This is a genomic window from Pseudolactococcus reticulitermitis (assembly GCF_002260845.1).
Taxonomy (GTDB): domain Bacteria; phylum Bacillota; class Bacilli; order Lactobacillales; family Streptococcaceae; genus Pseudolactococcus; species Pseudolactococcus reticulitermitis.
The window spans coordinates 103,571-122,209 of the sequence record NZ_BEDT01000001.1 but is presented as its reverse complement, the minus strand read 5'-3'; the positions used below and the strand labels follow the sequence as shown (position 1 = coordinate 122,209).

At 43.4% G+C, this 18,639-nt stretch carries 18 protein-coding genes; all 18 read left to right on the top strand.

Features of this window, described 5'->3' with window-relative positions:
• Positions 1 to 151: 151 nt before the first annotated feature.
• The 18 genes from RsY01_RS00540 (at position 152) to RsY01_RS00455 (ending at position 18,622) form a co-directional block, all read left to right on the top strand.
• On the top strand, positions 152 to 358 hold the full coding sequence (locus RsY01_RS00540) for a DUF2969 family protein (protein WP_238594924.1): 207 nt from the start codon (positions 152 to 154) through the stop codon (positions 356 to 358).
• Between the two features lie 71 nt (positions 359 to 429).
• Positions 430 to 990, top strand: coding sequence for a signal peptidase I (gene lepB, locus RsY01_RS00535; RefSeq protein ID WP_094783618.1), 561 nt, complete (start codon positions 430 to 432; stop codon positions 988 to 990).
• Between the two features lie 197 nt (positions 991 to 1,187).
• Complete coding sequence (locus RsY01_RS00530) at positions 1,188 to 2,477, top strand: pyrimidine-nucleoside phosphorylase (RefSeq protein WP_094783617.1); 1,290 nt, start codon at positions 1,188 to 1,190, stop codon at positions 2,475 to 2,477.
• Entirely contained in the window at positions 2,474 to 3,139 is a 666-nt protein-coding gene (gene deoC, locus RsY01_RS00525; protein ID WP_094783616.1) for a deoxyribose-phosphate aldolase, read from the top strand. The genes RsY01_RS00530 and deoC overlap by 4 nt, the downstream gene beginning before the upstream one ends.
• Complete coding sequence (locus RsY01_RS00520) at positions 3,123 to 3,515, top strand: cytidine deaminase (RefSeq protein WP_094783615.1); 393 nt, start codon at positions 3,123 to 3,125, stop codon at positions 3,513 to 3,515. The genes deoC and RsY01_RS00520 overlap by 17 nt, the downstream gene beginning before the upstream one ends.
• A gap of 151 nt (positions 3,516 to 3,666) precedes the next feature.
• A complete protein-coding gene (locus tag RsY01_RS00515) occupies positions 3,667 to 4,719 on the top strand; it encodes a BMP family lipoprotein (RefSeq protein ID WP_094783614.1) in 1,053 nt (350 codons plus the stop codon).
• Positions 4,720 to 4,788: 69 nt separating this feature from the next.
• Entirely contained in the window at positions 4,789 to 6,006 is a 1,218-nt protein-coding gene (locus RsY01_RS00510; RefSeq protein ID WP_094783613.1) for a phosphopentomutase, read from the top strand.
• A 2-nt stretch (positions 6,007 to 6,008) separates the two neighbouring features.
• Entirely contained in the window at positions 6,009 to 6,818 is an 810-nt protein-coding gene (locus RsY01_RS00505) for a purine-nucleoside phosphorylase (RefSeq protein WP_094783612.1), read from the top strand.
• The gene (gene deoD, locus RsY01_RS00500) at positions 6,818 to 7,522 is read left to right on the top strand and encodes a purine-nucleoside phosphorylase (protein ID WP_094783611.1); all 705 of its coding nucleotides are present in this window, start codon (positions 6,818 to 6,820) and stop codon (positions 7,520 to 7,522) included. Before RsY01_RS00505 ends, deoD begins: the two co-directional genes overlap by 1 nt.
• Before the next feature lie 156 nt (positions 7,523 to 7,678).
• A complete protein-coding gene (locus tag RsY01_RS00495) occupies positions 7,679 to 9,193 on the top strand; it encodes an ABC transporter ATP-binding protein (RefSeq protein WP_094783610.1) in 1,515 nt (504 codons plus the stop codon).
• 2 nt (positions 9,194 to 9,195) lie between these two features.
• Positions 9,196 to 10,272 carry an ABC transporter permease gene (locus tag RsY01_RS00490; protein WP_094783609.1) on the top strand — a complete coding sequence of 359 codons (1,077 nt, stop codon included), beginning with the start codon at positions 9,196 to 9,198 and terminating at the stop codon, positions 10,270 to 10,272.
• Positions 10,272 to 11,228 carry an ABC transporter permease gene (locus RsY01_RS00485; RefSeq protein WP_094783608.1) on the top strand — a complete coding sequence of 319 codons (957 nt, stop codon included), beginning with the start codon at positions 10,272 to 10,274 and terminating at the stop codon, positions 11,226 to 11,228. The genes RsY01_RS00490 and RsY01_RS00485 overlap by 1 nt, the downstream gene beginning before the upstream one ends.
• A 69-nt stretch (positions 11,229 to 11,297) precedes the next feature.
• Positions 11,298 to 12,149, top strand: coding sequence for a DNA-processing protein DprA (gene dprA, locus RsY01_RS00480; RefSeq protein ID WP_094783607.1), 852 nt, complete (start codon positions 11,298 to 11,300; stop codon positions 12,147 to 12,149).
• A gap of 144 nt (positions 12,150 to 12,293) precedes the next feature.
• Positions 12,294 to 13,547 carry a phosphoribosylamine--glycine ligase gene (purD, locus tag RsY01_RS00475; protein WP_094783606.1) on the top strand — a complete coding sequence of 418 codons (1,254 nt, stop codon included), beginning with the start codon at positions 12,294 to 12,296 and terminating at the stop codon, positions 13,545 to 13,547.
• Entirely contained in the window at positions 13,540 to 14,034 is a 495-nt protein-coding gene (gene purE, locus RsY01_RS00470) for a 5-(carboxyamino)imidazole ribonucleotide mutase (RefSeq protein ID WP_094783605.1), read from the top strand. The genes purD and purE overlap by 8 nt, the downstream gene beginning before the upstream one ends.
• The gene (purK, locus tag RsY01_RS00465) at positions 14,027 to 15,085 is read left to right on the top strand and encodes a 5-(carboxyamino)imidazole ribonucleotide synthase (protein ID WP_094784211.1); all 1,059 of its coding nucleotides are present in this window, start codon (positions 14,027 to 14,029) and stop codon (positions 15,083 to 15,085) included. The genes purE and purK overlap by 8 nt, the downstream gene beginning before the upstream one ends.
• Before the next feature lie 29 nt (positions 15,086 to 15,114).
• Positions 15,115 to 16,407, top strand: a complete 1,293-nt coding sequence (gene purB / locus RsY01_RS00460; protein ID WP_094783604.1) for an adenylosuccinate lyase — start codon at positions 15,115 to 15,117, stop codon at positions 16,405 to 16,407.
• A 250-nt stretch (positions 16,408 to 16,657) separates the two neighbouring features.
• The gene (locus RsY01_RS00455) at positions 16,658 to 18,622 is read left to right on the top strand and encodes a KUP/HAK/KT family potassium transporter (RefSeq protein ID WP_094783603.1); all 1,965 of its coding nucleotides are present in this window, start codon (positions 16,658 to 16,660) and stop codon (positions 18,620 to 18,622) included.
• Positions 18,623 to 18,639: the final 17 nt, after the last annotated feature.

Below are 18,639 nucleotides of genomic sequence, written 5' to 3'. Positions count from 1 at the left end.
GTATCGCTTAGGCTTTTTTGATGGCAATTTTAGCCGGATGCCACCTCTCCAGACGCATGGCTGAGAGAAATAGAAGTAAAAAACAGAGAAGCCTAACAGTCAAAACCCACCTGACTTGAAAAAAACGACATTTTCAGATATAATGGGGAACATGAGTAAGAAAAAAGAAACAGAAATTCAAATTTCTGATAGTAAAGATGGCGTCCTTTTAACGGTTGGTAAAAAAACGGTCGCTGAGATTAAAAATACTGCTGATGATAGCTTTGATGTGCTTGTCAATGGCAAACATATCAAGACTTTCAAAGCCTATCCAGAAGCTTTGGAAGAAGCTATCAAAAGCTATAATCTGGCTTTATAAGCCGATTTCCCAAAAAATCACAAGGAAATAAGTGTGACGCAGTCGCTTTTATTTTAGAAAGTTTGAGTTAAATGGTTAAGAGAGACTTATATCGAAATATTTTGATTGGCGTCATCATTGTCGCAGTGTTGACCGTTTTGCGACTTTTTGTTCTGGAGCCAATTCGCATTCATAATAACAATATGGCGCCTATCCTGCCCAAGAAAACGCAAGTGTTTGCCATCAAACGCACGCAACTTGACAATCTTGATTTAGTTGCCTACCGTCATAATGGCAAAAAATATGTCGGGCGGATTATTGGCACGCCCGGTCAAAGTGTCGTTGCCATGGATAATATCGTCTATGTCAATCAGAAAATCCTGAAAGAACCCTACATTAAACAGAATCAAACCGCTTATATAAAAACGCATGATGAAGATTTTACAACAGATTTTCGTGTGGATGAACTGGGCAAAAACAGCTACTGGATTTTAAATGACGCCAGAGATGTTCAAGATGACAGCCGAAAATTCGGTGCCATTCCTAAAAAAGACATCCTAGGCGAACTGAAGTTCAAATATGCCCCAATCAGTGATTTTGGTTTTGTTGAAAATGACGAAGCTAAAATCGAAAATGGTTTTGACAATCAATAAGGTCTGATGACCAAAACTCAAGCAAGTCTATCTTATCATGGACTTGTTTTTTTATTTTATAACAATCAATTACTAGTTATCACCTCCATTTTCCAGAAAAATATGATAAAATAAAGCCTGACGAGTCATAAAAAAAGCAGACAAAATGGATTGATTTCACGAGAAACTGCTAGAGATAAATGAAGTGAGGTGGCGTGATGAGAATGATTGACATCATTCAGAAAAAACGAGATGGTTTGGCACTGACCAAGGCTGAAACGACTTGGTTGATTGACCAGTATGCAACAGGGGAGATTCCAGATTATCAAATGTCAGCTTGGGCGATGGCGGTTTACTTCCAAGGCATGACCAAAGCTGAAATCGCAGATTTAACCATGGCGATGGTGGCGACAGGCGAGCAAATCGACTTATCTGAAATTCCTGGCATCAAAGTCGATAAACATTCAACGGGTGGTGTTGGCGATAAAGTCACGCTGATTTTAGCGCCACTCGTTGCCAGTTTTGGCGTTGCCGTTGCCAAGATGAGTGGGCGTGGCTTGGGGCATACGGGTGGGACGATTGACAAGCTCGAAAGTATCCACGGTTTCCAAGTCGAGCGCACGCAAGCCGATTTTGTCCAGCAAGTCAAGGCCATCGGCATTTCGGTGATTGGTCAGTCGGATGACTTGGTCAAAGCCGACAAACTGCTTTACGCTCTACGTGACGTGACTGCGACCGTCGACATCATTCCCTTGATTGCCAGCTCGATTATGTCGAAAAAAATCGCCGCAGGGAGCGATGCGATTCTGCTTGATGTGACGGTTGGCAGTGGTGCTTTCATGAAAAATATGACAGATGCCCGCCTACTTGCGCAAACCATGGTAGATTTGGGCAATGCCGTAGGACGCAAGACCGTCGCTGTGATTACAGACATGCGGCAACCGCTAGGCACGACCATTGGCAATCGCCTAGAAATTGCAGAAAGCCTGTCCGTCTTGCAAGGGGGTGGTAGCCCAGAACTCAGACAGTTTATCGCTGAACTGGCACAAATCATGCTCAGTTTAGCTGGCGTTGAAAAATCGCTAGCTGCTATTTTAGAAAATCTGTCTAATGGTGCAGCCTTGGCTAAATTCAAGCAAATGATTACCGCGCAAGGTGGTGATGTCAATGAATTACTAACATCGCCAGAGCATGACACGCGCTTTTCCAAAACGGTGGTCAGCACGCAGGCGGGGTATATCACCAGTTTTGATGCCCTGAGCGCTGGTCTCCTTGCCATGCGAGCAGGTGCAGGTCGTGCCGTTAAGTCAGACGCCTTGGACCTCGACGCCGGACTTAGAATTTTCAAGAAAATTGGAGAACCCGTCGAAATCGGCGAGCCGCTTTTCGAGATTTTGTATAATAAAGCCGATTTTGATGCCGACAAGGAAAGTCAAGTGTTACGAGATGCCATCAGCATTTCAGATGACAAAATAGAGATTAAAGAAATTGTGGAGATTATCAAATGAATTTAAATAAATACATCGATCATACCGTTTTAAAAGCTGAGACACCGAAAGCGACGGTTCAAAAAATCATCGATGAAGCCATTCAATATGACTTCATGAGTGTCTGTATCAACCCGACCTGGGTCAGTTTTGCGGCTGAAAAACTAGCGGCGACAGATGTGAAAGTCTGCACGGTTATCGGTTTTCCTTTGGGTGCCAATACGTCTGCGGTGAAAGCTTTTGAAGCGGCTGAGGCTATAAAAAATGGGGCAGATGAAGTCGACATGGTCATCAATATCGGCGCTGCAAAAGACGGCGACTGGGACTTAGTTGAATCAGACATCCAAGCCGTTGTCGACGCATCGAAAACTGTGACAACAAAAGTCATTATCGAAACAGCTTTATTGACAGATTCAGAAAAAGTCAAAGCTTGTCAAGCCGCTGTTCGTGCGGGGGCAGACTTTGTTAAAACCTCTACTGGCTTCTCAACAGCTGGCGCAACGGTGGCAGATATTGCGCTCATGCGTCAAACAGTTGGTCCTGATATGGGCGTTAAAGCATCAGGTGGTGTGCGCTCGATTGCGGATGCCGAAGCCATGATTGCAGCAGGTGCGACGCGCCTCGGGACGTCAAATGGTGTTGAGATTATGAAAGGAAATGTTGCTGATGGTAATGGATACTGAGCTTTTTAGACAGGCAAGAGAAGCAGCAAGTGTGGCTTATGTGCCTTACTCCCACTTTCCAGTGGGTGCTGCCTTAGTGGCGAAAAATGGTCTGGTCTTTCAAGGCTGCAATATCGAAAATGCCAGTTTTGGCTTGACCAATTGTGCAGAGCGAACGGCAATTTTTAAAGCTGTTTCAAGTGGTGTCCGTGAATTTGAGATGATTGGCATTTATGGCGAGACTGATGAACCGATTTCGCCGTGTGGTGCATGCCGGCAAGTTTTGACCGAATTTTGCTCGGATGAGATGCCAGTTTGGCTCTTTTCAAAAGCAGGTGAGGTCAAAAAAACGACGGTTGGCGACTTGTTACCTTATCATTTTAAAAATTTGGATTAAAAATCTGATAATTAGAGTTTTATTAGCAAAAAAAAGCGACAAATAGTTGTCAATTTTCGCGAGTTACGTTAAAATTAAAGTAGAGTTTCAAAAAACACACTGTTGCCTAGCTGACGCATGTGTCAGCCAAAATTTGAAGGAGTTCATTTTAATGAATAAAAAAGTAATTGGTGTTAGTTTAGCTGCTGTTGCAGCCTTGTCTCTTGCCGCTTGTGGTAGTCGTGACAAAAGTACAGGTTCAGCTAAAGCTAAAACTGACTTAAAAGTTGCGATTATTACAGACACGGGTGGTGTCGACGATAAGTCTTTTAACCAATCATCTTGGGAAGGGTTACAAGCTTGGGGAAAAGCCAACAATTTATCTAAAGATAAAGGCTACACGTATTTCCAATCGGCTAGTGAATCTGATTATACGACAAATCTTGACAGTGCCGTATCTGGTGGCTACAAATTGATCTATGGTATCGGTTTTGCCCTTCACAATGCGATTGATGAAGCTGCTAAAAACAATCCTGAAGTCAATTACGTTTTGATTGATGATGTCATTGAAGGTCAAAAAAATGTCGCTTCAGCAACATTTAGAGACCAAGAAGCAGCTTACCTTGCAGGTGTTGCGGCTGCCAAAACAACTAAAACGAAAATCGTTGGTTTTGTCGGTGGTATGGAAGGTGAAGTGATTTCACGTTTCGAAAAAGGTTTTGAGGCAGGTGTGAAATCTGTTGATAAATCAATCAAAGTACAAGTTGACTACGCAGGTTCATTCGCTGATCCTGCCAAAGGTAAAACAATCGCTGCGACACAATATGCTGGTGGTGCGGATATCATCTATCAAGCAGCTGGCGGAACTGGTGCAGGTGTCTTCTCTGAAGCCAAATCATTGAACGAAGAGAAAAAAGAAGCGGACAAGGTTTGGGTTCTCGGTGTTGACCGTGACCAAAAAGATGAGGGGAATTATACCTCTAAAGATGGTAAAAAAGCCAACTTCGTCCTTGCTTCATCAACTAAAGGTGTTGGCGAAGCCGTTCAAAACATCAGTAAAGAAACAGCAGCCGGTAAATTCCCAGGCGGGAAACACGTTGTTTATGGGATCAAAGAAGGTGCTGTTGGTCTAGCTGATGATAACTTGACTTCTGATGCTAAAAAAGCAGTTGATGCAGCTTACGATGACATTAAATCAGGTAAAATTACTGTCCCTGAAAAATAAGATTTAGCAATATAAGAGACAGTGCTAGTTTTCAAGCACTGTTTTTTAGATATTAGAAAAGAGGCTCATATGTCAAAATTTAATCGGATTCATTTAGTCGTGATGGATTCAGTTGGAATCGGTGCTGCACCAGATGCAGCTGAATTCTTCAACCATGATGCCAATGATACGCAGTCAGATACACTCGGTCACATTTCAGAGCACTTTGCGCTCAACGTGCCAAACATGGCAAAACTTGGCTTAGGTCGTATTCCACGCGACAAAGCCCTTGTTGGTGTTGAGCAAGTTGCCACAGACCAGTTGACGGGTTATGCGACAAAACTTGAAGAAGTGTCACGCGGTAAAGATACGATGACAGGTCACTGGGAAATCATGGGCTTGAACATTCAAGTTCCCTTCCGTGTCTTCCCTGAAGGCTACCCTGAAGATTTACTTGAAAAAATCGAAGCTTTTTCAGGTCGTAAAATCATCCGTGAAGCCAATATCCCTTATTCTGGTACTGCAGTCATCGATGACTTCGGTGCGCGCCAAATGGCAACGGGAGAGTTGATTATTTATACGTCAGCCGATCCAGTTTTGCAAATCGCAGCGCATGAAGATATTATTCCCTTAGAAGAACTCTATAAAATCTGTGAATACGTCCGTTCGATTACTTTGGACGACCCTTACATGATTGGCCGGATTATTGCCCGTCCTTATGTTGGCACACCGGGTAACTTCACGCGGACGCCTAATCGTCACGACTATGCCCTGTCACCTTTCGGTCATACTGTTTTAGACAGCCTTAATGAAGCAGGCGTTGGGGTCTACTCTGTTGGGAAAATTAATGACATCTTCAATGGTGTTGGCATTAACCATGATATGGGGCACACGGCAAGCAATATGGCGGGTGTTGATCGTTTGATTGAAACGCTGAAACTGCCAGATTTTGAAACTGGTTTCTCATTCACGAACTTAGTTGACTTTGATGCGCTTTTCGGTCACCGCCGTGATGTCGCAGGCTACGGCAATGCCATCAATGAATTTGATGCCAGATTGCCTGAAATCTATGATGCAATGGGTGATAAGGATTTGTTGCTGATTACAGCTGACCATGGCAATGACCCAACTTATGTTGGCACAGACCACACGCGTGAGTATGTCCCATTGCTGGCTTACAGCAAAGCCTTTACAGGTCAAGGTGTTTTAAAGGTTGGGCATTATGCGGATATTTCAGCAACGGTTGCTGAAAACTTTGGCGTCGCTGCGACTGAAAACGGACAATCATTCTTAGGAGACTTAAAATAATCATGACTATGATGGCAAAAATAAAGGAAACTGTTGTTTTCCTACAAAAACAAGGTGTTGAAAATGTTGACTTTGGCTTGATTTTAGGATCAGGCTTAGGAGAGCTGGCAGATGAGATTTCAAATCCAGTGGTCATTGACTATGCGGATATTCCCAACTGGGGCAAATCGACCGTTGCTGGTCACGCTGGCAAGTTGGTCTACGGCACCCTTTCAGGTAAAAAAGTACTCGCACTTCAAGGGCGTTTCCACTTTTATGAGGGCAACCCTTTGGATGTGGTGACTTTCCCTGTGCGCGTCATGGCTGAGCTGGATGCGACAGGTATCGTCGTGACCAATGCTGCAGGTGGGGTCACTCATGGCCCTGGTACCTTGATGTTGATTAATGATCACATTAACTTTACAGGTCAAAACCCACTCATCGGTGAAAACTTGGCCGCTTACGGCCCTCGCTTCCCAGATATGTCGAGTGCTTATGATAAGGCTTATCAAGCGACAGCAAAACTCGTGGCTGCCCGTGCAGGCATTGACCTTCAAGAAGGCGTTTATATGGGCTTCACTGGGCCAACTTATGAAACACCGGCTGAAATTCGTTTTGCTGAAACAATCGGTGCGGATGCTGTTGGGATGTCAACTGTACCAGAAGTAATCATCGCAGTCCATTCAGGTTTGCGCGTCCTTGGTATTTCTGCGATTACGAACCATGCAGCTGGTAAACAAGCTGAGCTCAACCATGAAGAAGTCGTCGAAGTGACAACACGGATTAAAGAAACTTTTAAAACATTGATCAAGGAAATCTTGGAGGAACTCTAATGTCAATCCATATTGCTGCTCAAAAGGGCGACATTGCTGATAAAATTTTATTGCCAGGGGATCCTTTGCGTGCGAAATTTATCGCTGAGAACTTCCTAGAAAATCCTGTTTTGTTCAATGAGATTCGGAACATGTTTGGCTATACTGGTACCTATAAAGGCGAACGTGTGTCAGTCATGGGGACTGGGATGGGGATGCCCTCTATCTCCATTTATGCCCATGAATTGATAACAGCATATGATGTTAAGAAATTGATTCGTGTCGGCACGGCTGGCTCGCTGTCAAAAGACGTCCACGTTCGTGAATTAGTCCTGGCTCAAGCGGCTGCGACAACTTCTCGCATGGTCAGAAATGATTGGCCTGAGTATGATCTGCCCCAAATCGCTGATTTTGCCTTGCTAGATACGGCTTACCACATCGCCAAAGACATGGGTGTCATCACGCACGTTGGGAATGTTTTATCTGCTGATTTATTTTATTCAGACCTATTTGACAAAAATATTAAGCTCGGTACCATGGGGGTGAAAGCTGTTGAAATGGAAGCCGCTGCGCTCTATTATTTGGCTGCTAAACACCAAGTCCAAGCGCTGAGTTTGATGACGATTTCGGATAGTCTGGTGTTGGAAGAAGATACAACCGCTGAGGAGCGTGAAACAACCTTTACCGATATGATGAAAGTCGGTCTTGAAACACTTATCGCTTAACAAGTCTTAAATAACTTTAAAACTGATTAACTTGAATTTTAACTTGAAAATTCTAGGGAATGCCTAGAATTTTTTGAGTTTTAATGAAATCGGATACATCAACGATAAATATGATATAATAAAATAGAATGGACAAAATATTAGAACGGAGTTTTTATGACAGGACAACATGTTATAGAAATGCGCAAAGTCACTAAAATTTTTGGAGAATTTGTTGCGAATGATCAGATTGATTTGCAAGTTAAAAAAGGTGAAATTCATGCCCTGCTAGGCGAGAATGGTGCTGGCAAATCAACCCTGATGAATATGCTCTCTGGCTTGCTTGAACCAACTTCTGGCGAGATTTTGGTCAATGGTGAGCTACAAAAAATAGATTCGCCGTCGAAAGCGAGTAAACTTGGGATTGGGATGGTTCACCAACATTTTATGTTAGTGGACGCTTTCACGGTCACTGAAAATATCATTTTGGGCAATGAGACAGTCCACGGCGGGAAATTAGACATTAAGAAAGCCGAGAAAGAAATTCTCGAGCTCTCTCAAAGATATGGGCTTGAAGTGAAGCCGGATGCCTTAGTCAGAGACATCAATGTCGGTCAACAACAACGGGTTGAAATCTTGAAAACCCTCTATCGGGGTGCGGATATCCTCATTTTTGATGAGCCAACAGCGGTGTTGACACCCGCTGAAATTTTAGAGTTACTTGAGATTATGCGAAATCTTGTCAAAGAAGGAAAATCAATCATTTTGATTACCCATAAACTTGATGAAATTCGTGCGGTCGCAGACCGCGTAACGGTGATTCGTCGCGGTAAGTCAATCCAAACCGTCAACGTTGCCGGACGTTCAAGTAAAGAACTTGCTGAGATGATGGTTGGGCACAGCGTATCCTTTGTGACAGAGAAAAAAGCCGCCAATCCTGGCAAAGTTGTCTTAGACATTAAAGATTTGGTCGTCAATGAAAGTCGTGGCGCCCAAGCTGTTAAGTCATTGTCTTTGCAGGTCCATGCGGGTGAAATTGTCGGGATTGCTGGGATTGATGGGAATGGACAGAGTGAGCTAGTCCGTGCCATTACAGGACTGCAGCACGTCGAAAGCGGGCAAATTGACATTAAAGGTCAAAATGTTGCTAATGACAGACCTCGTCAAATCACAGAAATGTCAGTCGCGCATATTCCAGAAGACCGTCATCGTGATGGTTTGATTCTAGCCATGACAGTGGCTGAAAATATCAGTCTACAAACCTATTATCAGCCACCATTGAGCCATCATGGGGTGCTGAATTATAAAGCAATCAACCGTCATGCACGCGAGTTAATGACTGAATTTGACGTTCGTGGGGCCAGTGAGCTCGTCCCAGCTGCATCTCTTTCAGGCGGCAATCAGCAAAAGGCAGTTATCGCGCGGGAAATTGATCGCAATCCAGATTTAATGATTGTCAGTCAACCGACGCGTGGCTTGGATGTTGGGGCGATTGAATATATCCACAAACGTTTGATTCGTGCCAGAGATGAGGGCAAGGCTGTCTTAGTCGTGTCCTATGAACTGGATGAAATATTGAATGTCTCAGACCGGATTGCAGTGATTCATGATGGTCAAATTCAGGGCATTGTTGATCCTCGAGAAACATCAAAACAAGCACTTGGTGTGATGATGGTAGGAGGCAAAGGGTAAACATGAAAAATTTATCAATTCGAAAAGGTCTAATACCAGTTATCGCTGTTGTTGCCGGTTTTTTACTGGGTGCGATTATTATGCTGATTTTTGGCTACAATCCACTCTGGGGTTATGAAGACTTGCTCAGTCAAGCTTTCGGTAATAGTAAGTCCATCGGCGAAATTTTCCGGAGCATGGGGCCACTGATTTTGACGGCGCTCTCTTTTGCGGTCGCCATGAAAGCTGGTATGATTAATATCGGGATGTCTGGTCAAGCCTTGGCTGGTTGGCTTTCTTCTGTCTGGTTTGCCCTCAGCTTTCCAGATTTGCCACGTGTGATTATGATTCCCCTTGTGATTATCATTGGTGCTGCTTGGGGTGCAATGATGGCAGCAATTCCAGGTATTCTCAAAGCATTTTTGGGGACAAGTGAAGTGATCGTCACGATTATGATGAACTATATTATTTTGTTAGTTTCAACTTATCTGGTGCATTACGGCTTTAATCAAAAATTGATGGCCTCCAAAGATTCGACGATTCAAGTCGGTGCCAACGCAACGTTTAGAAATTCATTTTTATCATCAATTACGGATAACTCTCGCCTTAATATCGGTATTTTTATTGCAATCATTGCGATTATCATTATTGCGATTATTTTTAAACGCACAACGCTTGGTTTTGAAATTCGTGCAGTTGGTCTCAATCCCAATGCGTCTGAATCTGCCGGTATTTCATCTAAACGGACGATTATCATTTCCATGTTAATGGCAGGTGGTCTTGCTGGTTTAGGGGGTGTTGTGGAAGGTTTAGGCACATTCCAGAATTTCTTCGTTCAATATTCAAGTCTATCTATCGGGTTCGATGGCATGGCCGTTGCCCTGTTGGGTGAAAATTCTCCTATCGGTATTCTATTGGCAGCCTTTCTCTTTTCAATCTTGAAAGTTGGCGCACCAGGTATGAATACGACAGGTATTCCACCAGAAATTGTCAATGTCGTGATTGCAAGTATTATTTTCTTCGTTGGGATTAAGTTTGTCATTGAGAAAATTTTACCGAAGTTACCTAAAAAAGAGACGAAGAAGGAAGGTGAGCGCTGATGACAGTCACAACGATTTTTCAAATTTTAATCTCTTCTATGCTGATTTATGCCACACCTCTGATTTTTACAAGTTTAGGTGGCACATTTTCAGAGCGTAGTGGGATTGTCAATGTCGGTCTTGAAGGCATTATGATTATGGGTGCCTTCTCATCTGTCGTCTTTAACTTGACTTTCGCAGATACCTTTGGCAAAGCAACACCTTGGATTGCGCTCCTTTTTGCGGGTGTCATTGGGCTGATTTTCTCTTTACTCCATGCTGTGGCAACGATTAATTTTCGGGCTGACCATATTATTTCGGGGACAGTGATTAACCTCATGGCGCCAGCACTTGCTGTCTTTCTAGTCAAGGTGTTCTATGGCAAAGGGCAAACAGATAACATCCAACAGAGTTTTGGCTACTGGGATTTCCCCCTTTTAAACAAGATTCCCGTCATTGGCAAGATCTTCTTTAAACAAACATCTTTGATTGGTTATGTTGCCATTGTCGTGTCCTTGATTGCTTGGTTTATCTTGTTCAAGACACGTTTTGGTCTCCGTCTTCGGTCAGTCGGCGAACATCCGCAAGCAGCTGATACGCTTGGGATTAACGTCTATTTGATGCGTTACTCAGGTGTCATGATTTCAGGTGTGCTGGGTGGTTTCGGTGGGGCAGTTTTTGCCCAACAAATCTCCGTTAATTTTAGCGGCTCGACCATTGCTGGTCAAGGGTTTATCGCCATGGCAGCCATGATTTTTGGTAAATGGAACCCGATTGGCGCCATGCTTGCGAGTCTTTTCTTTGGCTTGTCACAAAGTCTTTCAGTTGTCGGCACGCAAATTCCAGTCATTCAAAACATTCCAAGTGTTTACTTGCAAATTGCGCCTTACGTCTTGACAATTGCTGTTCTTGCCATCTTCCTAGGCAAATCAACAGGGCCTAAGGCTAATGGTGTCAACTATATTAAATCGAAATAAGTTGATAAAAGAAAAAAGTTGCGAACAATCGCAGCTTTTTTTCGTATAAGGTATTGAAAGGACTATTTTATGATTAATTTCGATATCTATCGTTTAAAAAAAGCTGGGATGTCAAATTTGATGATTAACCAGTTTTTAACCTTAACCAGAGACAGTCAAGAAAAAAATCCTCTGGTTTATTTGCCGGCTTTTGTCCGACAAACCAGAATGAAACAGCCAGCCCTTTTCTGGGAAAAATTTCGATCGTTTGATTTAAAAGTCTTACGACAGGAATTTCAGAAATTTCCGTCATTTTCAATACAGGATAGTGCCTATCCTGAACGCTTACGAGAAATGTATAATCCGCCAGTTTTGCTCTTTTATCAAGGCGATTTAAGTTTGTTGCATCAAGCCAAACTAGGATTTGTTGGCAGTCGTAATTGTAGTCAACAAGGCATTGCCAGTGTCCAAAAAATCATCAAGGAACTGCAAAATCAGTTTGTCATTGTCAGCGGTTTAGCACGTGGGATTGACACTGCTAGCCATATTGCCGCCCTGAAGAATGGTGGTAAGACAATCGCTGTGATTGGCACAGGTCTTGATGTCAGTTATCCCCGAGAAAATTATCAATTACAGACTTACATTGCGAAAAATCAGCTTCTTTTGACAGAATATGGCCCTGGCGAAAAGCCCTTGAAATATCATTTCCCAGAGCGTAATCGGATTATAGCAGGCTTGTCACGAGGTGTCTTGGTCACGGAAGCTAAACGCCGTTCGGGCAGTTTGATTACCTGTGAAAGAGCTATGGAAGAAGGCAGAGATGTTTTTGCTATTCCAGGTAATATCGTTGATGGGTTATCAGATGGCTGTCATCATCTCATCCAAGAAGGCGCCAAGTTAATTTGGCATGGTCGTGATATTTTAAGCGAATATGACTTATAATTAGCAGATAATAAAAACCGAACGTTTTAACGTGATTTTCGGTTTTTTGTCCTGTTTTAACTATTTTTGGCTCATAAACATGGTAAAATGAAGCAAAATAGTGTAGAGAGCGTATTTAGAGAACGTATAAAGAGGAAAATAATCTTGAAATTACTTGTTATTGGCTCAGGTGGGCGGGAACACGCGATTGCTAAAAAATTACTGGCTAGTCCTGAAGTGACAGCGGTTTATGCTGCACCAGGTAATGCCGGTATGGTCTTGGATGGGATTGAAACAGTCGCCATTCATATCAACCAACATGCTGAATTGATTGAGTTTGCTCAGTCAAACGACATTACCTTTACTTTTGTAGGACCAGATGATGCTTTGGCGGCTGGCATTGTGGACGACTTTGAGGCGGCGGGTTTATCTGTATTTGGGCCGACTAAACGTGCCGCAGAACTCGAGTGGTCAAAAGATTTCGCCAAGCAAATCATGAATCAATACGATGTGCCAACCGCTGGCCACAAGACTTTTAGTGAGTTCAGCCAAGCCGCTACCTATATTGCATCAAAGGGTGCGCCGATTGTCATAAAAGCTGACGGTTTAGCGCTCGGTAAAGGTGTAGTTGTCGCTGAAACAGTCGCTCAAGCTCTGGATTTCACACGTGATGTCCTTGAAAATAATAAATTTGGTAAGTCACGGGTCATCGTCGAAGAATTTCTTGACGGCGAAGAATTTTCACTCTTTGCTTTTGTTAAAAACGACAAATACTATATGATGCCGACAGCACAAGACCATAAACGTGCCTACGACCACGATAAAGGCCCAAATACAGGTGGCATGGGTGCTTATTCGCCGGTACCCCACTTGCCCCAGTCAGTTGTTGACACGGCGGTTGAGACGATTATTAAACCCGTTGTCAACGGCATGATTGCTGAGGGGCGTCCTTACACCGGTATTCTGTATGCGGGTCTGATTTTGACAGCTGACGGTCCTAAAGTCATTGAGTTCAATGCCCGCTTTGGCGACCCTGAGACACAAGTCATTTTACCGCGTTTGACTTCAGACTTCGCGGTCAATATGCGGGATTTACTAGCCGATAAAACGCCTGACTTCACTTGGGTCAATGGCGGTGTCACACTAGGTGTTGTTGTCGCTTCTGAAGGCTACCCAGGTGATTATATCAAAGGCGTTAAAATTCCTGAGAAAACGACGGGGAACATTACCACTTACTACGCAGGTGTGATGGCTGATGCGACGGGACAACTTGTGACAAATGGTGGTCGTGTTTACCTCTTAGAAACATCAGCGGATACGGTGTCTGATGCACAAGCTATCCTCTACAAACACTTAAAAGCACAAGATACAACAGGACTTTTTTATAGAAATGATATTGGAGATAAAGCAAATGTTTAATCAACCTAGAATCGCCATCATCATGGGGAGTAAGTCTGATTGGGCGACCATGAAACAAGCAGCAGATGTACTTGATTTATTTGGCGTCGCCTATGAAAAAAAGGTCGTGTCTGCCCACAGAACACCAGATTTGATGTTTGACTTTGCGGAAAAAGCACGTGACCGTGGCATCCAAATCATCATCGCAGGGGCTGGTGGCGCAGCCCATTTACCGGGGATGGTCGCAGCTAAAACAACATTGCCAGTCATTGGTGTGCCAGTCAAATCACGTGCCTTGAACGGCTTAGATTCCCTTTTGTCCATTGCGCAAATGCCGGGTGGTGTACCTGTTGCGACGATGTCAATCGGTGAGTCTGGCGCACAAAATGCGGGATTATATGCCTTGCAAACCTTGTCAATCTCTGACGAAGATTTGGCTGCTCGCTTGGCTAAGTTCCGTGAAGATCAAAAACAAGCTGTGATAGAAAGTAGTGATGACCTTGACTGATATGAAAACGATTGGCATTATCGGTGGTGGTCAACTCGGTCAAATGATGGCGATTGCTGCGACTTATATGGGGCACAAAGTCGTCACACTTGACCCAGACCCGCATTGTCCTGCCTCACTTGTGGCGGAACAAATTGTCGCCAAATATGATGATACAGCTGCGATTGCGCAATTAGCCGCGCGAGCAGATGTCCTGACCTATGAGTTTGAAAATGTTTCAGCTGATGCCTTGGCACCCTATGAAGATAAAATCCCGCAAGGTCTGGACTTGCTCCGCATTTCCCAAAACCGAATTTTTGAAAAAGATTTTTTGACCAAAGCTGGTGTTAAAGTTGCGCCTTATCAAGTCATCAATACCTTGGCTGACTTAAATGATTTGGATTTATCTAAAAAACATGTCGTCAAAACGGCGACGGGGGGTTATGACGGTCATGGGCAAGTTGTGGTTGAAAATGTCGTGGACTGGGAAGCAGCGCGTGATTTGGCGGATGTGCAACCCTGTGTCAGTGAAGCATTTGTCGATTATTTGAAAGAAATTTCTGTCATCATTTCTGGCAATGGGACTGAGTTTTCAGTCTTTCCAGTTTGTGAAAATCTCCATCGCAATAATATTTTAGATAAAACAATTATGCCTGCGAGAATTTCAAAATATCTAGCAGAAGAAGCGAGAAGTATGGCGCTGAAAATTGCTCAGGCTTTGAAATTATCAGGCACTTTATGCGTTGAAATGTTTGTGACTCACCATGATATTTTGGTTAATGAAATTGCACCGCGGCCGCATAATTCTGGCCACGCGACGATTGAAGCGTGTGATTTTTCACAGTTTGATTTGCATATCCGTGGTATTTTAGCTGAACCCTTACCAAAGGTAGCGCAATTGTCACCTGCTGTCATGCTACAAGTTTTGGGACAAGATATGTCAGCTGCCCAACATTTTGCGACAGAAAATCCAAGCGCACATTTGCATTTGTATGGTAAAATTGAAGCAAAGGAAAATCGCAAAATGGGTCATGTGACGATTTTGACGGATGACTGTGCGATAAGTTTATAAGAGATTGTAATAGAAAAGGAACCTAAATCATGTTAGAACGTTATTCCCGCCCTGAAATGTCAGCCATTTGGACTGAAGAGAACAAATATCAAGCTTGGCTTGAAGTTGAGATTTTAGCCGATGAAGCATGGGCAGAACTCGGTGAAATCCCCAAAGAAGATGTGGCGAAAATTCGTGACAAGGCAACCTTTGATGTGGCTCGCATTCTTGAGATTGAACAAGAAACGCGTCATGATGTGGTCGCTTTCACACGTGCTGTCTCTGAAAGTTTGGGCGAGGAACGCAAGTGGGTGCATTATGGCTTGACGTCAACAGATGTCGTGGACACGGCTTATGGCTATCTTTTCAAACAAGCGAATGATGTGTTGCGTGCAGACCTTGACCGCTTTACGGCGATTATTGCGGATAAGGCGCGTGAGCATAAATTTACGATTATGATGGGGCGGACACATGGTGTCCATGCGGAGCCAACGACTTTTGGTTTGAAATTGGCGACTTGGTATTCTGAGATGAAACGCAATATTGAGCGTTTTGAGCACGCTGCGCGTGGCGTTGAAGCGGGTAAGATTTCAGGTGCTGTCGGTAACTTTGCCAATATTCCGCCATTTGTGGAACGCTATGTCTGTGATAAACTTGGGATCACAGCTCAAGAAATTTCGACACAAGTGTTGCCACGTGATTTGCACGCAGAGTATTTCAGTACTTTAGCGATTATCGCATCATCGATTGAACGCATGGCGACTGAAATCCGTGGTCTGCAGAAATCTGAGCAACGGGAAGTAGAAGAATTCTTTGCCAAAGGTCAAAAAGGCAGCTCAGCTATGCCCCACAAACGTAATCCAATCGGTTCTGAAAACATGACAGGTCTTGCGCGCGTGATTCGTGGGCATGCCGTGACAGCCTATGAAAATATTGCCTTATGGCATGAACGTGACATCTCACATAGCTCAGCTGAACGGATTATCACACCAGATACGACGATTCTCATGGACTACATGCTCAATCGTTTTGGTAATATCGTTAAAAATCTGACCGTCTTCCCAGAAAATATGATTCGTAACATGAACAGCACCTTTGGGTTGATTTATAGCCAACGAGTCATGCTCAAACTCATCGAAAAAGGGATGACACGTGAGGCGGCTTATGATTTGGTTCAGCCAAAAACCGCTTACTCCTGGGATAATCAAGTCGATTTTAAACCACAACTTTTGTCTGACGAACAAGTCATGTCAGTCTTGACAGAAGCTGAAATTGATGACTTATTTGATCCAACTTATTATGCCAGTCGGGTGGATGACATTTTTGATCGGATTGGCTTGTAATCTCAGTAAAAATAATTTGATATATCTAGTGTTATTTCTTGACACTAACGGACTATCCTGTTAGAATAACTCTATTGACTTAAGGGAGTAGCAGGTCGAATTCGACTGGATAAATCAACAACACTGTGGTGGATGATCATCACTGGTTTATTCTTAAATAGCAAGACTTAGGTGTTCTATATTTCAACAGAAATGATCAGGACATTTAGGTCTTTTTTGTACCTAAAATTTCTGAGAAAGGTATTTTAAAATGAAGAAGTTAAATAAGAAGTGGTCAACTGCTGGCCTCTTGATTGCCATGGGGATTGTCTATGGTGATATCGGAACCAGTCCGCTCTATGTCATGAAGGGCTTGATTGCGGGCAATCAAGGCAAAATCACTGAAGAGTTTTTAATCGGCAGCGTCTCCCTGATTGTTTGGACGATTACCCTTTTGACAACCGTCAAATATGTCCTGATTGCGCTCAATGCCGATAATAAAGGCGAGGGCGGTATCTTTTCACTTTACACGCTCGTTCGACCTATGGGGAAATTTCTGATTATTCCTGCGATTATTGGCGGTGCGGCGCTCCTTGCGGATGGGGTCTTAACGCCTGCGGTGACGGTTACCAGTGCGATAGAGGGCTTGCGAACCCTGCCGATTTTTACAGAGATTTTTGGCTATTCACAGGACGTCATTGTCGTGATTACCCTCGTGATTTTGCTCGTTCTCTTTAGTTTTCAGCGTTTTGGAACGGATACAGTCGGTAAATTATTTGGCCCCATCATGTTCCTCTGGTTTACCTTCCTTTTGGTCTCAGGATTTGCCAACTTGCTCCAAGATTTAAGCGTTTTGAAAGCCTTAAATCCAATCTATGGTATCAGGCTATTATTTAGTCCTGATAATCATTTGGGGCTCTTTATTCTAGGCAATGTCTTTCTGGCGACAACAGGGGCGGAAGCTCTTTACAGTGATTTAGGTCATGTCGGTAAAGGCAATATCCATCTGAGTTGGCCCTATGTCAAAATCAGTCTGATTATCAATTATTTTGGTCAAGTGGCCTACCTCTTATCGACTGACATTCATCAGTTTAAAGAAATGAATCCATTTTTCCAAATGATTGCGGATCCTTTGATGCCAATGGCTGTTCTTTTTGCGACTTTGGCTGCGATTATCGCCTCTCAAGCTTTAATTACAGGTTCTTTCACACTTGTCAGCGAAGCCATGCGTTTGAAAATTTTGCCACGCTTGCACGTCCTTTATCCTGGTAAGAGCCGTAATCAACAATATATTCCAGTTGTCAATTTCTTACTATGGGTCACGACGTCTATCGTTGTCCTTACTTTCCAATCATCGACTAAAATGGAAGCAGCCTATGGCCTGTCAATCACGGTGACCATGCTCATGACGACATTCCTCCTGCATTTTTATCTGAAAACGCGTGCCAAAGCTTTCTTTTCGATTGCTGTGCCGCTATTCTTTGCTGGCATCGAGACCATTTTCTTGCTGTCAAGTTTGGATAAGTTCGTGCATGGAGGCTATGTCGCTGTCCTGATTGCCCTCATTATCATTGTCATCATGTATATTTGGTACAAGGGCAGTCAGATTACAGATGGTTTGGTTGAGCATTTACCTGTGAAGAATTACTTGTCTCAGCTGGAACATCTGCGACATGACCATTCTTTGCCGATTTTACAGACCAATGTCGTTTATTTGACCAAGTACATGGAAGATGATGAAATTGATGCACCGATTTTATATTCTATCTTGGATAGAAATCCGAAGCGTGCAGATGTTTATTGGTTTGTCAATGTTTCGGTCACAGACGAACCCTTTACCAAACAGTATGAAATCGACACCCTCGGCACTGATTATGTCGTGCTTGTGAAGTTGCACCTAGGCTTTAGAGTCAGTCAGGAAGTCAATGTTTATCTGCGCCAAATTGTCGCAGAACTGATGACAACGGGTGAAATTAAAAAGCAAGTACAGACTTACTCCGTCTCTGAGCACCGTGAAGTCGGTGATTTCAGATTTGTCTTGCTCAATGAAGAACTTTCTCATGCCGGCGAACTCTCAAACTGGTCACGTCTGATTATGCAAACTAAATTTGCCATTCGTCAGATTACGGTAACGCCTGCGAGATGGTTTGGTTTGGAATTCAGTGAAGTCCTGATTGAGCGGACACCGTTGATTATTGGGAAACATCGCAAACCTAATTTAGAGAGAATTGACTGAAAAGCATGAGAAAGACT

Bases quoted from the DNA above. Each gene is read 5' to 3' on its own strand.
- RsY01_RS00510 (WP_094783613.1), top strand. From the start codon at position 4,789: ATGTCAAAATTTAATCGGATTCATTTAGTCGTGATGGATTCAGTTGGA.
- lepB (WP_094783618.1), top strand. From the start codon at position 430: ATGGTTAAGAGAGACTTATATCGAAATATTTTGATTGGCGTCATCATT.
- RsY01_RS00515 (WP_094783614.1), top strand. From the start codon at position 3,667: ATGAATAAAAAAGTAATTGGTGTTAGTTTAGCTGCTGTTGCAGCCTTG.
- dprA (WP_094783607.1), top strand. From the start codon at position 11,298: ATGATTAATTTCGATATCTATCGTTTAAAAAAAGCTGGGATGTCAAAT.
- RsY01_RS00520 (WP_094783615.1), top strand. From the start codon at position 3,123: ATGGTAATGGATACTGAGCTTTTTAGACAGGCAAGAGAAGCAGCAAGT.
- RsY01_RS00495 (WP_094783610.1), top strand. From the start codon at position 7,679: ATGACAGGACAACATGTTATAGAAATGCGCAAAGTCACTAAAATTTTT.
- RsY01_RS00485 (WP_094783608.1), top strand. From the start codon at position 10,272: ATGACAGTCACAACGATTTTTCAAATTTTAATCTCTTCTATGCTGATT.
- RsY01_RS00455 (WP_094783603.1), top strand. From the start codon at position 16,658: ATGAAGAAGTTAAATAAGAAGTGGTCAACTGCTGGCCTCTTGATTGCC.
- RsY01_RS00505 (WP_094783612.1), top strand. From the start codon at position 6,009: ATGACTATGATGGCAAAAATAAAGGAAACTGTTGTTTTCCTACAAAAA.
- RsY01_RS00530 (WP_094783617.1), top strand. From the start codon at position 1,188: ATGAGAATGATTGACATCATTCAGAAAAAACGAGATGGTTTGGCACTG.
- RsY01_RS00490 (WP_094783609.1), top strand. From the start codon at position 9,196: ATGAAAAATTTATCAATTCGAAAAGGTCTAATACCAGTTATCGCTGTT.
- RsY01_RS00540 (WP_238594924.1), top strand. From the start codon at position 152: ATGAGTAAGAAAAAAGAAACAGAAATTCAAATTTCTGATAGTAAAGAT.
- purB (WP_094783604.1), top strand. From the start codon at position 15,115: ATGTTAGAACGTTATTCCCGCCCTGAAATGTCAGCCATTTGGACTGAA.
- deoD (WP_094783611.1), top strand. From the start codon at position 6,818: ATGTCAATCCATATTGCTGCTCAAAAGGGCGACATTGCTGATAAAATT.
- deoC (WP_094783616.1), top strand. From the start codon at position 2,474: ATGAATTTAAATAAATACATCGATCATACCGTTTTAAAAGCTGAGACA.
- purE (WP_094783605.1), top strand. From the start codon at position 13,540: ATGTTTAATCAACCTAGAATCGCCATCATCATGGGGAGTAAGTCTGAT.